The sequence below is a fragment of the Chitinibacter bivalviorum genome (assembly GCF_013403565.1).
In the GTDB taxonomy this organism is placed as follows: domain Bacteria; phylum Pseudomonadota; class Gammaproteobacteria; order Burkholderiales; family Chitinibacteraceae; genus Chitinibacter; species Chitinibacter bivalviorum.
In genome coordinates, this window is the sequence record NZ_CP058627.1 from 896,622 (window position 1) to 911,359 (window position 14,738).

Consider the following 14,738-nt stretch of genomic DNA (forward strand, 5'->3'; position numbering starts at 1 on the left):
TAGATTTAATTTCAAAGTAGTAGTAATCTTATCACTAGAGCAGCAGTTTTGACACTGCAACACTGGATAAACGGTAACGATATGACTCAGACCAAGCAGCGCATTGCCATTATTGGTGCAGGAATCTCTGGATTGGCCAGTGCCTATTTGCTAAATCGCAAACACGAGGTGGTGCTTTTTGAGGCTGGGAGCTACTTGGGTGGGCATACCAATACGGTCGATGTGACTTTAGAGGGGCAGACGCAGGCGGTTGATACTGGTTTTCTGGTGTTTAACCAGCAAACCTACCCCAATCTGATCGCTTTATTTGCTGAGTTGGGGGTGGAAAGCTACGCCACGGACATGTCATTTGGTGTGTCACTCAATGACGGCCAATTGGAATGGGCGGGAACCAATCTAGCGACGGTCTTTGCACAGAAACGCAATTTAGCGTCTCCTACATTTTTACTGATGCTCCGTGATATTTTGCGCTTCAATGCGGCGGCAAAAGAAAATCTGGTCAAAACTTCGCAAAGTGGCGCCACTTTGGCGCAACTACTTGATGAAGGGGGCTACGGTAGCCCATTTCGCAATGCTTATCTGCTGCCTATGGCTGCGGCAATTTGGTCTAGCTCGCCTAAAGATATTCTGGCATTTCCTGCGGCCACCTTTTTGCGTTTTTGTCTTAACCATGCGCTGTTGCAGGTAAATGATCGCCCGCAATGGCAGACGGTTAAGGGCGGTGCGCGCGAGTATGTACGCAAAATCGCGGCCACCTTAGCTGATATCCGCCTCAATACACCGGTGCTTAGTGTGAACCGCATCGCAGATGGGGTCGAGCTACGTCATGCCGATGGCGTTGAGGCTTTTGATGCGGTCATTTTCGCCACACATGCGCCGCAAACGCTGGCGATTTTGCAATCGCCGAGCCCGCAAGAGCAAGCCATTTTAGGTGCGGTGCGCTACCAAGCCAATACCGCCTATTTACACACGGATGCCGCGCAATTACCTCTACGGCGGAAGGTGTGGTCGGCGTGGAATTATTTGGGCGGGGAGCAAATCGATGGTGAGCGCGCCGTGTGTGTGAGTTATTTGCTCAATCAATTGCAGAATCTGCCATTTGCAAGCCACGTAGTTGTGACGCTCAATCCGTTTAAAGACCCAGCGCCAGAAAAGGTGCTGGCGCGTTTTGAGTATGAACACCCTGTATTTGATCAAGCTGCGATCTATGCGCAGCAAGCTTTGCCGACGATTCAGGGCGTAGATCGTATTTGGTACGCGGGCGCTTGGACAGGGTACGGATTTCATGAGGATGGACTGAAGTCAGCGCTACGGGTAGTGGCTGATTTTGGTGTCCTGCCCGATTGGGCGGAGATCACACCATGAATGCCACAGGCTATGTGATCCGAGGGCAGGTCATGCACGCGCGCTTGCGCCCCGCGGCAAATCGCTTTGTCTACCCCGTGTTCTGTATTCGTATCAATCTAGCCCGCTTGGCTGAGCTAGATAATGCATGGTTTGGGGTCGATCGTACTCGCATTGTTTCGATCCGTACCCGCGATTATGGCCCGCGGGACGGCAGTAATTTGCAGCGCTGGATGCGCCAATTATTGGCTGCGCAACACATCACTTGTGATGGCGAAATCTGGCTACAGACGTTCCCCCGCGTATTGGGATTTGCTTTTAACCCTGTGAGCTTTTGGTATTGCCATGATGCAGGTGGCAATTTAATTGCGGTGCTGGCTGAAGTTAACAATACCTTTGGTGAAACCCATAGGTATCTGCTGCAAGGCCAATCAGGTGCTGCTATTGATGGAAATACCCAGCTGATCATTAAAAAATTAATGCATGTTTCGCCTTTTTGCGAAGTGCAGGGGCATTACCAATTTCGTTTTCGGGATACCGAGCAAACTAGTTTTGTCGGTATCGACTACTACGACGAGAGTGGATTGCTGATCAAAACCGCCATCGGTGGTTACCGGCAAGCGTGGTCGCTCGCTGCCGTGCGGTACGCTGTGATGATGCAGCCATTTCTTACCTTCGGCGTGGTTTGCCGGATTCACTGGCAGGCCGCCAAATTATGGTGGAAGAAAGTCCCTTTTTTCCGTAAACCAGCACCACCTGAGCAAGGTTTGAGCTTTCAACAGGAGCGCACATTATGAGCCAAGTCCGTGCCATTACGGCTATATCGCGTAGCTTGCCTGCTGCCGCGAGGATTTTTATCAATTTACTGTCACGGCTTGAGATCGGCCACTTGCAGCTGTTGACGCCGCAAGGTGAATGTCTGATGTTTGGCGATTTGCGTGAGCCGCCGAGTGCGACCTTGCAGGTTCACGATTGGCGAGCTTGCGCGCGGATCATCAAAGCGGGCGATATTGGCTTTGCCGAGGCCTATGAGGCGGGCTGGATTGATAGCCCAGATGTCACTGCTGTGCTGCGGCTGGCGATACGCAATGACCGCGTACTCGATAAAATGGTGTTTGGCGGCAAACTAAGTACGCTGTGGTATCGCCTCAAACATCTATTGCGCCCCAATACGCGCAAAGGTAGCCGCAAAAACATCCATGCGCACTACGATATTGGCAATGAATTTTATAGCCGCTGGCTCGATCCGAGCTGGACCTATTCCAGCGCCATTTTTGCCGGCGATTACGCACAAAGCTTGCACAGCGCTCAAAGCCAGAAATATCAGCGCATAGTCGATGAATTAGGCTTAAAAGCTGGCGATCAAGTATTAGAAATCGGCTGTGGCTGGGGCGGCTTTGCCGAGCATGCCGCCAAGCTGGGTATTCGCGTGCATGGCGTGACGATTTCACCCGCGCAATTGGCCATTGCGACTGAACGCATTGCGGCACAGAATTTATCGGCTTTAGCGCAGTTAGAAATCTGCGACTACCGCGATTTACGCGGACAGTACGACGCCATTGTGTCGATCGAAATGTTTGAAGCGGTCGGCGAAAAATTCTGGCCGCAGTATTTCACGACGGTGGCTGCGCGCCTCAAACCCGGCGGCAAGGCGCTGATTCAAACGATCACCATCGACGAGCGCTATTTCGAGCGCTACCGCAGTAGCACTGATTTTATTCAGCAATATATTTTCCCTGGCGGCATGTTGCCCAGTCCCGAGCGCTTTGTCGCTGCGGCGAACAAAGCTGGGCTGAGCACGCAAGATCAATATCGCTTTGGGCCTGATTATGCCGAAACGTTGCGTCGCTGGGATCATGGTTTTACGCAGCAACGCGATCCAATCCGTCAGCAAGGTTTTGATGAAGCATTTATGCGCATTTGGCATTTGTATCTTTGCTATTGCGAGGCGGGCTTTGATGAGGGGCGTACCGATGTTATTCAATTTACGCTACAAAAAGACTAATTCAATTGCATTGGGTATCGCGCTAAAAGCCTTATTTATATTGTTATTGCTAGCTATACCCCAGGGGTGGGTGCTTGCTAACCCTTGGCGAGCGGAATTGCCGCAAGCCAAAGTGCTGGGTAGCGGAGAGTTAACGTGGTTTGGCTTGAAGGTGTACTCGGCCAAATTGTGGAGTGAACAAAAAACCTTTGACCCTAATTCGCCCTATGCTTTGGAGCTAACGTATCAGCGCCGCATCAGTCGCGAGCAGTTTGTAGAAACCAGCCTTGATGAGATCAAGCGTTTATTCGGTGCGCGCTACAACGATGCACAGTTGAAAAGCTGGGCTGCGGAGATGAACCGTGCATTTACCGATGTCAAAGACGGGGATCAGCTGATCGGCGTGCATCTGCCCGGCGTTGGCTGCCGTTTTTATAATCGCAGCCAGTTGCTGGCGGACATTCGCGACCCAGAGTTTGCCAAGGCTTTTTTTGCGATTTGGTTTGATGAACGCACCAAAGATAGCCAATTGCGTGCGCAATTAATGGGTGTGGCCAAATGAGCCGCCTCGCTGAACATCGCTCCTTAGCGGCGTATGGGCTGTTGGGTTTGCCTTTGGCGATGTCGGCTTTGCCGGTTTATGTGCAAATCCCTGCGTATTACAGTACCCAATTGGGGTTGGCTCTGGCGGGGACTGGCTGGGTGCTGTTTCTGGCGCGTTTGATCGATACTGTGCAAGACCCCTGGCTGGGGCGTTGCATTGACGGCCTGCATGGGCGGGCCTTGTTCAGATGGTTGCTTGCCGGTGCCGGGGTGCTCGCCTTCGCGTTTGCTGGCTTGTGGATGCCCCTGGTGGCCGGGGGGTATTTGATGCTATGGCTTGCCGTGATGCTTGTTGTGGCTTATACGGCGCACAGTATGCTCAATATTGCCTATCTTGCCTGGGGCGCACGTCTTCATCCTCAGTCAAATTCATCAACGGTACTCGGTGGGGCCGCGTGGCGAGAGGCAGCTGGCTTGTTTGGTGTGATTGTGGCCAGCGTGTTGCCGAGTTGGATGCTGACGTTGCCAGCTGCACGCATGTCAAATGCGCTGATGTTATATAGCGCCGCTTTTGCCACTTTGCTATTGCTTGCCGTGTGGGCGTTGTTGCGAGTTGCTCCGCCTTGGGTCCGGGTTGAAACGCCGTCAACTCACTGGCGCGACGCGGCCAATTTAATGCGGAATAACCCTCGCTTTGTCCGCTTGCTGTGGCCTTATTTTCTGAACGCCATTTCAGTGGCCGTCCCTGCGACTTTGGCGCTGTTTTTTATCAACGACCGACTCATGGCGCCCGATTTGGCCGGTGTTTTTCTGGCGCTGTATTTTGTTGCCGCAGCCATGGGTTTGCCGCTTTGGGTGTCGCTGGCGAATCGTATCGGCGTATTGGCCAGTTGGCGTTGGGGCATGTGCTTGGCAGTACTCGCATTTTGCAGCGCGAGCTTGCTTGGGCCTGGTGATCACTTAGCTTATGCCGTGGTGTGTTTTGCGGCGGGGCTGGCTCTAGGTTCTGATTTAGCGCTGCCCCCCGTGGCTTTGGCCAGCATCATCCCTGCGCAGCAAGCTCCAGCTTTGTACTACGGCATCTGGACCTTATTGGGTAAATTGGCGCTGGCCTTGGCTGGTTTGTCTTTGCCCTTATTGGCGGTTTTAGGCTATCAGCCAGGTTTGCCAGCCGGTGCTGAGTTGGCATGGGTTTACGCTGGTATTCCTTGCGTTTTCAAAGTGCTGGCTTTGTTGCTGTTAAATCGGACCGAACCATCTAGTGAGGCATCATCATGAAATCAAACATTAAAACAGCCATTGTGAGTGCGTTTTGTGGCGCGCTAATGGGCTGCGCTTCGCCTGATGTTCAGCAATATCAAAAATCGGAACCCAAGCTCGACCTGGCCGAGTATTTCCTTGGCACCACCGATGCCTGGGGCATGTTTCAAAAGCGCAATGGCGATGTGGTAAAGCGTTTTCATGTCGAAATTACTGGCACACAGCAGGCGGGCAAGTTGATTTTGGATGAACGTTTTAAGTATGACGATGGTAGTACGCAGCAACGGGTGTGGACTTTGGTGCAACAAGCGGATGGCAGTTGGCGTGGCACGGCCGATGATGTCAAAGGTGAAGCGGTGGGTAAAGTGGCTGGCAATGCCCTTAACTGGCAGTACACGCTGCTACTGCCCGTTGATGGCAAAACCTATGAAATGAAATTTGATGATTGGATGTTTTTGATTGATCGCAAATCGATGATCAATCGCGCCAGTATGAGCAAATTTGGTTTTGAATTGGGTCAGGTAACGCTGTTCTTTAAGAAAAGGGACTGATCATGTTTTCATCGCTCAATACCCCCATTGCAGATTGGGGTGCGCAAAGGGTCTGGTTAATTGGCGCGTCCAGCGGCATCGGCGCTGCTTTGGCCAAGCAGATGCTAAATGCAGGTGCTGAAGTGGTGATTAGTGCTCGGCGCTTGCCGCAATTGCAACAAGTGGCCGCTGACTATCAAAAAGCCCATATTGTGCCGCTCGATGTGAGCGATCAAGCGGCTTGGGCCGCGGCCTATGCTCAGGTTGTGCATCGAATTGGTACGCCTGATTTGGTGGTATTTTGCGCTGCAGATTATCGCCCTGAGCGTAGTTGGGAAGTGAACGTGTCGCAGGCGGAAAGCACCTTGCGTATTAATCTGCTTAGCGCCTATGCCGCGATTGAACAGGTTTTGCCTGCAATGTTGGCACGCGGCACGGGCGGCGTGGCGTTGATTGCTAGTGTGGCGGGCTATTTAGGCTTGCCCAATGCCAGTGTGTATGGCCCGAGCAAAGCGGCGCTAATTAATTTGGCTGAAATTTTATATAGTGATTTGCACCCAAAGGGACTCAATGTCTACCTGATCAATCCAGGCTTTGTGAAAACCGGCTTGACGGCGAAAAATACCTTCGCCATGCCTGCACTGCAAACGCCGCAGCAGGCCGCTATGGCGATTTGGCAAGGTATCAGTGCCGGTGAGTTTGAAATTCATTTTCCGCGCCGTTTTACCCGTTGGCTAAAATTGCTGCAATTGATGCCCTATCGTTTACGATTTGCGCTGTTTGAACGTTACCTGAAAATCTCATGACCCAATTAAATGAAATCCTTGCCTGGTATGGCAGCCTTAGCCCTGAGACTCTGGCTCAGTTGCCGGCGTATTATCAAGCGCAAGCGCGCTTTAAAGATCCATTTAATGATGTGATTGGGCCAGCGGCGATTGCTAAGATTTTCGAGCATATGTTTGCGACTACGGATAATCCACGCTTTGTGATTGAAAATACCATTGAACAAGGTCAACAGGCTTTCGTAACTTGGGTCTTTCATTTTCATTTAAATGGCCAGGCCTATTCGATCGTCGGCGGATCGCATTTTGTTTTTGGTGACGATGGTTTGGTGACCTTGCATCGGGATTATTGGGATGCGGCCGAAGAATTACTGCAAAAACTGCCCGTGGTTGGGGCGCCAATACGCTGGCTGCGGGGAAAGTTTAAAGTGCCTCAAACATAAAAAACGGCACGCTATACGTGCCGTTGTTTTTAAGTTGAAGCGCTTATTTCACCCGCATGCCCGGTTTTGCACCTGCGTGTGGCTCAAGGATATACAAGCCACCATCGCCGCCGGCCGCCAATACCATGCCTTCGGACATGCCAAACTTCATCTTGCGTGGCGCCAAATTAGCAACCATTACCGTGTGTTTGCCGATCAAATCTTCGGGCTTGTACGCCGATTTAATCCCTGCAAATACATTGCGAGTTTCATTGCCTAAGTCGAGGGTCAGTTGCAGCAGCTTCTCTGCACCTTCGACGTGTTGCGCATTGGCAATCAACGCAATACGCAGATCGACTTTCATAAAGTCATCAATGCTGCAGGTCTCAGCAATCGGTGCAATTTCAAAGCTTGGCGCTGCCTTGGCTGCGGCCGGTGCTTCGATGGGCGCGAGTGATTGCTTGTTTTCTTCGACCATGGCTTCGATGTTTTTCGGATCGATACGCACCATCAAATGGTTGTAGGCATTAATGCTGTGATCGAGCAATAGATTTTGCGCATCCGCCCATTGTAGTGGGGGTATATTCAGGAAAGCCTCTACATCATTGGATAGCTTGGGCAATACTGGCTTGAGGTATATCGTTAGTAGGCGGAACGCATTAATCAGGATCGAGCAAACGCGTTGCAAGTTGGCTTCCTGGCCTTCCTGCTTGGCCATTTCCCACGGTTTGTTTTGATCGACAAATTGATTTACTTCATCAGTCAGCGCCATGATTTCACGAATTGCCCGGCTGTACTCGCGGGCATCATAATGCGCTGCGATGCCCTCGCTTGCGGCTTGCAATTTGTTGAGTAATTCAACGCCCGATAAATCAGCCGCCAATTTCCCTTCAAATCGCTTAGTAATAAAGCCTGCTGCACGGCTGGCGATATTGATGTATTTGCCGATTAGATCGCTGTTCACGCGCGCCGTGAAGTCTTCGAGATTCAGATCGATGTCTTCAAAGGTATTGGATAACTTGGCGGCAAAGTAGTAGCGCAACCACTCAGGATTGAGGTGATTGAGGTACGATTCGGCAGTAATAAAAGTGCCGCGCGATTTACTCATTTTCGCGCCATCAACTGTCAAGAAACCGTGCGTGTTGATCGCTGTTGGGGTTCGATAGCCTGCGTATTCGAGCATTGCTGGCCAGAATAGAGCGTGGAAATACAAGATGTCCTTGCCGATGAAGTGATACAACTCGGTCGTTGAATCCTTTTTCCAGTACTCATCAAAATCGATACCAAGGCGGTCGCACAGGTTTTTATGGCTGGCCATATAGCCAACCGGCGCATCAAGCCAAACGTAGAAATATTTACCCGGCGCATCAGGGATTTCAAAGCCGAAATACGGTGCGTCGCGCGAAATATCCCAGTCCGACAAGCCAGACTCAAACCATTCCTGCATTTTATTGGCCGCTTCAGCTTGCAATTTACCTGGCGTATTGGTCCAGCCTTTCAGGAAATCTTCACATTCGCCGAGTTTAAAGAAGTAATGCTCTGACTCGCGCATTTCGGGTGTTGCGCCTGATACAGCAGAGTACGGGTTCTTCAATTCGGTCGGGCTGTATGTCGCGCCACAAGATTCACAGTTATCGCCATATTGATCTTTCGCGCCGCATTTCGGGCATTCGCCTTTTACGAAACGATCGGGCAGGAACATGCTTTTGACTGGGTCGTAGAGCTGGTTAATCGTGCGACTAGCGATTTTGCCGTTGGCTTTGAGCTTTTTATAAATATCACAGGCGAATTCGCGATTTTCAGCGCTATTGGTGCTGTAGTAATTGTCAAAGCCAACATGAAAACCTGCGAAGTCACGCGAATGCTCGCCATGCACGCGAGCGATCAGTGCTTCTGGTGTAATGCCTTCTTTTTCTGCCCGCAACATGATCGGCGTGCCGTGAGTATCGTCTGCACACACATAGTGGCAAGTGTGGCCGCGTGATTTTTGAAAACGTACCCAAATATCGGTTTGGATATATTCAACCAGATGGCCAATATGAATCGCGCCGTTGGCATAGGGTAGGGCAGAAGTAACAAGGATCTTGCGTGGACTAGTAGTGGTCATGAGTACGCCAAATGAAAGCAAACAATGGCTCGATTATAACTCAGACTGGGCCTGGGCTGTTCAGGCGCAAAGCTTGCTGATTGGGCTATAGTAAAAAAAGCCCAAAATTGGCCAAGCCACCTAGCTTAAATAAAAACGGTAGCTATTGCGCGCATGAATAAATTAATCAATCAATTTCTCGTCAATATACGCGCCGTGATCGTGTTGATTATTGTGCTGGGCGTGACGGCAAGCTTTATTGCCTGGCGCGTGGCTCAAGCGCGGATAGATGATCAGGAGCAAGTTCGATTTACCCAGCAAACAGATGTGCTAATCACTACGCTGCAATTGCGGATTCATAGTTTGACGCTGGGATTGCGCGGTGCGCGTTCTGTACCCATTCTCACCAATGGCGAAATGCTCCCCCATCATTTTCGTCGCTACATGGAAAGCCGTGATCTAAAGGTCGAATTTCCTGGCGCCTTGGGTTTTGGTTTTATTCGGAAGGTTGCAGCTGCCGATTTGCCTGCATATGTGCAGCAACAACAACATTACCGCCCCGATTTTGCTATCAAAACTCTTTCGCCAACTCAGAATTCCCAGAGTGAAGAATTTTTCATTATTGAGTATATCGAGCCGCTGGCGAGCAATCGGTCGGCTCTGGGCTTGAATGTCGCGACTGAAGCAAAACGTCGTGCCGCAGCAATAAAATCGATGCAAACTGACAGTATCGCTTTGTCGGAAGGCTTGCAGTTAGTTCAAGTAGGCAAAAAAGAGCCCGGGTTTTTAATATTCCTTCCATATTATTTGCCACCCATGGAAGGGGCTGCACCACTTCGCCCAGATCAAAGGGAAGATCATTTAATCGGCTGGGTTTATGCACCTATTTTGGTCTCCAAGATGATGGCAGGTTTGGTGCAATATTTGCCGAAGAATATTGATTTTAAGATGTATTCTGGGACGCAAATTAAGCAAGATACACTGTTATTTGATTTTAATCCGCATGCAAGCAAACTCTCTATTTTTGATCGCGAATTTCATCGTCAGGCCAAAGTAAATTTGGGGGGGCAGACTTGGACCTTGGTGATGAGCGGGCACGAAGAAAGGGCGAATGATCTTCAAGCGTGGCTACCCGAGGTATTGTTAATTAGTGGTATTGGTTTTACTGCTCTCATGGTCTTGTTTTTGCTCGGTCTGGTGCGGATGAGAAATCAAGCTTTGCGCTTGGCTGAGCAGATGTCGCATACGGCGCGGCAGCGCGAGTTACAAATGAATGCGGTGCTCGATAGCACGCCTGATTGCATTATTCTGGCCGATCAACATGGTGAAATCTTGAGCGCCAATCGAGCGTTGCTTCGTATATTTGGCTATCCACCTGGAGACTTGATTGGGCACAACGTACGAGTGTTGATGCCCGAATCGGTCGCTCAGATGCATCAAGCCTACGTTGATGCATACCATTATTCGGGTAATTCTGGATTAATGGGGCGTGGTCGAGCGCTAAGGGGGCGTCGTCAAGATGGGGGTGAGTTCCCCGTTGAAATCAACTTAAACCAATTTGAATTTGATGGTGAGAAATTTTTAGTCGCGCAGGTTACTGATATTAGTCTGCGTGATGCTGCCGAAAAAGCGCTACTCGAAAAGCAAAGGCAGTTGAGCATGATTATCGAATGCTCAGGTTTGGGGACTTGGGATCTAAATTTGCAGGATGACTCTGCGATGTTTGGGGGTATGTGGGGTGAGATGCTTGGATTTAAAACCTCTGAGCTTATACCCGACTTATCTACTTGGAAGAGTCTGGTGCATCCAGACGATTTGCCTTTGGCTCTAGCCGCCTTGAGCGCGCATTCAGCGAAGCAGAGTACCGTATATAGCGCAGAAATTCGAATGAAAACTGCGAGTGGCCACTGGCGATGGATTTTGGCCGTTGGCCGTATTTATGAATGGGATGAGCATGGTCATGCGCTTCGGATTGCCGGGGTTCATTTTGATATCGATGCGCGTAAGCAAAACGAATTAATTTTACTGAGTCGTGAAGCTCAATTGGCTCGTTTGCAGAGTCAGCTCAGTGGCGTGGTCAATGCCGCGACCGAAGTCAGCATTATCGCTACCAATACGGAAGGGGTGATACAGGTATTTAGCCCCGGCGCCGAGAAAATGCTCGGATACTCGGCGCATGAAATTATAAATCGGCAAAGCCCGGCGATATTTCATTTGCTTGATGAGGTGGTTGCACGCGCGCAGATCATCAAGGCGCAAACAGGCGATGAAGTATCGGGTTTTGAGGTCTTTATCTATTTTGCCAAACGGGGTCGCAGTGATACCAATGAATGGACGTATGTGTGTAAAGACGGTTGTCATATACAAGTACGCCTATCGGTTACCGCTATTTTGGATGATGCCGGACAAATTACGGGTTATCTCGGTGTTGCTTACAATATTACCGAGCAAAAACGCTTAAATCAGGCAATGGCTCAAGCTAAAGAATTGGCTGAGTCGGCCAATCAGGCCAAAAGCGATTTTCTCGCCAATATGAGCCATGAAATCCGCACTCCAATGAATGCTGTGATTGGATTTTCGAGTCTGCTGGCTGATACCGAACTAACTAAAATGCAGCAGGACTTTGTCGTTTCGATTCAGCAATCGGGCGATGCTTTGCTGAGCTTGATTAATGATCTACTCGATTTTTCAAAAATCGAAGCTGGCCACTTAGAGCTGGAGCATATCGAGTTTGATTTAAGGCACACCCTAGAGGGGGCCGTAGATATTGTTTCAGAAAAAGCAAATACGCAAATGATTGACCTGGCGTGCTTGATTGATCCGCTGGTGCCCAGCAAGCTCATTGGTGATCCAGGGCGCTTGCGGCAAGTGATGCTCAATTTGCTCAATAATGCGATTAAATTTACTAGCCAAGGTGAAGTGGTGGCGCGCGTTAGCGCTAAGATCAATGCCGATCAGACGTGCCGTTTAAGAGTGACGGTCAAAGACTCCGGCATTGGTTTGAGTGCAGAAAATCAACTCAAATTATTTAAGCCGTTTACACAGGCGGATTCTTCCACAACGCGTCGCTTTGGCGGGACTGGATTAGGCCTGTCTATTTGCAAACGCTTGGTCGAGGCTATGGGTGGTGAGATCGGCGTTGAGAGCGAGGTGGGGCAAGGGGCGCTGTTCTGGTTCGAAATCAATTTAGGTGTCGTTGAAAATCTTCCAGCTCCAGTGATGAGCCCGATTAGTTTGCAAGGCTTAAAAGTGTTGGTGGTGGATGATTTTGCGGCTAACCGTGAGTTGGTGACCTTGCAACTTAGTACTTTTGGTATGCAGGCCATTTGTTTTAGCTCGCCACTACAGGCGCTCGATTATTTAAGTCAGGGGCGGCCTGAGCTGGTGCTGGCTTTGGTTGATATGCAATTGCCAGAAATGGATGGTTTGGCTTTTGCACGTGCGGTGCATGCAATGGATGATTTTACGCAATTGCCATTGATTTTGCTCACTTCTATGGCTGTGCAAGGCATGGCCATAGAAGCCAAAGCTGCGGGATATTCGGCCTTTTTAACCAAGCCGATACGCCAAACTCAGCTGTGCTATGCCATTGAAGAAGCCCTCAAGATGAGGCATTGGCCAGCAGATGTAAAACCCTTGGTAACGGTGCACGTATTGGCGGAACAAATCGCGGCGAAAAAGCCCTATTTGCTTTTGGCTGAAGATAATCCAATTAATCAAAAAGTGGCTGTGCTGATGTTAGAGAAATTGGGGTGCCGCATTGATGTGGCGGCAAATGGGCAAGTCGCGCTAGAGGCAGTACAAAATCATCGCTATGATATGGTGCTGATGGATTGTCAGATGCCTGAAATGGATGGCTTTGGCGCGACTAAGGCTATTCGAGAGTTGGGCGGCGATTTCCTGAACTTGCCAATTGTTGCTTTAACAGCCAATGTGTTTCAGTCTGATATTGAATTATGCATGCAATCGGGAATGAATGATTTTGTTTCCAAGCCAGTTCGCGCAGAAGAATTACAGCGTGTATTAATGAAATGGGCTATTCAAAAAGATCAACAACAGGAGTCTTCCGTAATGGATGCAAATTTACCTTTGGTGGTAGAGCAAGAGCTGGCTGATATTGAGAAAATGTTTAATGAGCTGAAGCAAGCCGTTGGTATGGATATGCGCGAAGAATTATTGGCGCTGTTTTATCCTACTTTGGATGAGTGTCTGGCGGGTCTTGAGTTAAGTATTCCTGCGCAAGATGCCTTACAAACAGTGAGTTTTGCTCATAAGCTGAAAGGTGCCGCTGGGCAGTTGGGGGCGGCTAAGATTTCGCAAATGAGCAAAGAAATTGAGCTTAGTGCCAAGAAAAATGAATTTGAATCAATGCCGCAGACATTTGCAGCGCTTAAAGTCTTATCTGGCGCAGTAGTAAAAGCTTTGGCGCCTTGATTGCCCATGCATAATGCTGAAAAGGTTTTGGTTTGATACTTCCTGAATTTACTTGGTTATATTTGATTGGCACGGCTTCGTTTACGATTTCCGGTTATTTAATCGGGGCCAAGAAACATTATGATGTTCTCGGCGTAGTCATTTTGGCCTTATTGACCGCCATCGGTGGTGGGATGATTCGCGATGTGCTGGTGAATCAAGTGCCACGGGTATTCATTGATAATGGCCCATTCTTAACTATTTTCGTAACCTTGGCGCTGGCGTGGGTCATCAAGTTGCACCAGAAAAACCAGGGCATGTTACGCAAGCTTTTTATTGTTGCTGACTCGGTCGGTTTGGTGGCGTTTAGCATTGCAGGTGCTCAAGTTGCGATGGCAATGGATTTAAATCTATTTGGTGTTTGTGTACTGGCTTTTGTAACTGCTGTGGGTGGGGGCTTGGTGCGAGACATGATGGTCAACGATGTGCCTTTTATTTTGCACGAAGATTTTTACGGCACAGTATCAATTTTAGTGGCGGTATTGTTTTACTTTGGGCAAGAAATGGGCTTGAAAGCCGCGCCTTGGGTTTGGCTTTTGTTTTTGCTGGGCTTGGGTTTGCGTCTAGTGGCGCATTGGCGAGATTTAAGTTTACCGAAGGTGAAGCCTGATCATGCTGCCGACCCAACCTGAGGCACTACTCGCGTGGTTGCATCAACGGCTATCTGGTGTGGAGCAGATAGTTGCCGCTGATGTTCAAACAAATGCTCACCGGCCAGCAGCAGTACTAATCGGGCTGGTGCTGCACCCCGATGAGGTCACTGTTCTATTGACTCAACGCGCCTTGCATTTGAGTGTGCATGCTGGGCAAGTTAGTTTTCCGGGCGGGGCGCTTGAAGAGAGTGATGCTGATCTGGTGGCTGCGGCATTGCGTGAAACGGAAGAAGAAGTAGGGATTCCTGCGCATTGGATACGCCCGATTGCCACTTTGGGTGAATATCACACCATCAGCGGCTTTTGTGTGACCCCTGTGTTGGCTAGCCTTTCTCCTGGTTACCCGATTAAACCCGATCCAAATGAGGTGGCCGAAGTATTTGAATTACCTCTTTCCGTTCTACTTGATCCGAATCGTTATCAGAAACGGTGGGTTGAGCGTAATGGCGTTCGAGGAACGACGCATTTTCTAGATTATGCCGATCGTACTGTGTGGGGTGCAACTGCGGGTATGTTGTTACAACTATCACATTTATTGGGTTTGGAAGGTATACCTGAAGATAAGACGACTGAGAGCTGAGTACTGTTGGCTCTTGTGACGCGATTTTAGTAGCAAACTCTAATTATTTTTGCTGGCAATCTTCAAGTCTGAGTCCCATGC

12 protein-coding genes are annotated in these 14,738 nt (G+C 49.6%); 11 read left to right on the forward strand and 1 reads right to left on the reverse strand.

Going from position 1 to position 14,738, the window contains the following annotated elements; genetic code table 11:
• The first annotated feature begins 81 nt into the window (after positions 1-81).
• From HQ393_RS04110 to HQ393_RS04145, 8 genes are read left to right on the forward strand one after another with little or no spacing between them, the layout of a single operon-like run.
• Positions 82-1,365: an NAD(P)/FAD-dependent oxidoreductase gene (locus tag HQ393_RS04110; protein WP_179357582.1), complete on the forward strand. Its 1,284-nt coding sequence runs from the start codon at positions 82-84 to the stop codon at positions 1,363-1,365.
• A complete protein-coding gene (locus HQ393_RS04115) occupies positions 1,362-2,141 on the forward strand; it encodes a DUF1365 domain-containing protein (RefSeq protein WP_179357583.1) in 780 nt (259 codons plus the stop codon). Before HQ393_RS04110 ends, HQ393_RS04115 begins: the two co-directional genes overlap by 4 nt.
• Positions 2,138-3,349, forward strand: a complete 1,212-nt coding sequence (locus tag HQ393_RS04120; protein ID WP_179357584.1) for an SAM-dependent methyltransferase — start codon at positions 2,138-2,140, stop codon at positions 3,347-3,349. The genes HQ393_RS04115 and HQ393_RS04120 overlap by 4 nt, the downstream gene beginning before the upstream one ends.
• Positions 3,318-3,890, forward strand: a complete 573-nt coding sequence (locus tag HQ393_RS04125) for a chalcone isomerase family protein (protein WP_179357585.1) — start codon at positions 3,318-3,320, stop codon at positions 3,888-3,890. Before HQ393_RS04120 ends, HQ393_RS04125 begins: the two co-directional genes overlap by 32 nt.
• Positions 3,887-5,149: an MFS transporter gene (locus tag HQ393_RS04130; RefSeq protein WP_179357586.1), complete on the forward strand. Its 1,263-nt coding sequence runs from the start codon at positions 3,887-3,889 to the stop codon at positions 5,147-5,149. Before HQ393_RS04125 ends, HQ393_RS04130 begins: the two co-directional genes overlap by 4 nt.
• The gene (locus HQ393_RS04135) at positions 5,146-5,682 is read left to right on the forward strand and encodes a DUF3833 domain-containing protein (protein ID WP_179357587.1); all 537 of its coding nucleotides are present in this window, start codon (positions 5,146-5,148) and stop codon (positions 5,680-5,682) included. Before HQ393_RS04130 ends, HQ393_RS04135 begins: the two co-directional genes overlap by 4 nt.
• 2 nt (positions 5,683-5,684) lie before the next feature.
• The gene (locus tag HQ393_RS04140; RefSeq protein ID WP_179357588.1) at positions 5,685-6,467 is read left to right on the forward strand and encodes an SDR family NAD(P)-dependent oxidoreductase; all 783 of its coding nucleotides are present in this window, start codon (positions 5,685-5,687) and stop codon (positions 6,465-6,467) included.
• Positions 6,464-6,886 carry a nuclear transport factor 2 family protein gene (locus HQ393_RS04145; protein WP_179357589.1) on the forward strand — a complete coding sequence of 141 codons (423 nt, stop codon included), beginning with the start codon at positions 6,464-6,466 and terminating at the stop codon, positions 6,884-6,886. The genes HQ393_RS04140 and HQ393_RS04145 overlap by 4 nt, the downstream gene beginning before the upstream one ends.
• A 43-nt stretch (positions 6,887-6,929) precedes the next feature.
• Here the strand turns inward: HQ393_RS04145 and metG are convergent, their stop codons facing one another.
• A complete protein-coding gene (metG, locus tag HQ393_RS04150) occupies positions 6,930-8,972 on the reverse strand; it encodes a methionine--tRNA ligase (protein WP_179357590.1) in 2,043 nt (680 codons plus the stop codon).
• A 153-nt stretch (positions 8,973-9,125) separates the two neighbouring features.
• Between metG and HQ393_RS04155 the strand changes: the two genes are divergently transcribed.
• The 3 genes from HQ393_RS04155 to HQ393_RS04165 are packed head-to-tail and all read left to right on the forward strand — an operon-like array spanning position 9,126 to position 14,657.
• Positions 9,126-13,385, forward strand: coding sequence for a PAS domain-containing hybrid sensor histidine kinase/response regulator (locus HQ393_RS04155; protein WP_179357591.1), 4,260 nt, complete (start codon positions 9,126-9,128; stop codon positions 13,383-13,385).
• Between the two features lie 32 nt (positions 13,386-13,417).
• A complete protein-coding gene (locus HQ393_RS04160) occupies positions 13,418-14,056 on the forward strand; it encodes a trimeric intracellular cation channel family protein (RefSeq protein ID WP_246307946.1) in 639 nt (212 codons plus the stop codon).
• Positions 14,037-14,657: a CoA pyrophosphatase gene (locus HQ393_RS04165; protein WP_179357592.1), complete on the forward strand. Its 621-nt coding sequence runs from the start codon at positions 14,037-14,039 to the stop codon at positions 14,655-14,657. Before HQ393_RS04160 ends, HQ393_RS04165 begins: the two co-directional genes overlap by 20 nt.
• The last annotated feature ends 81 nt before the right edge of the window (positions 14,658-14,738 follow it).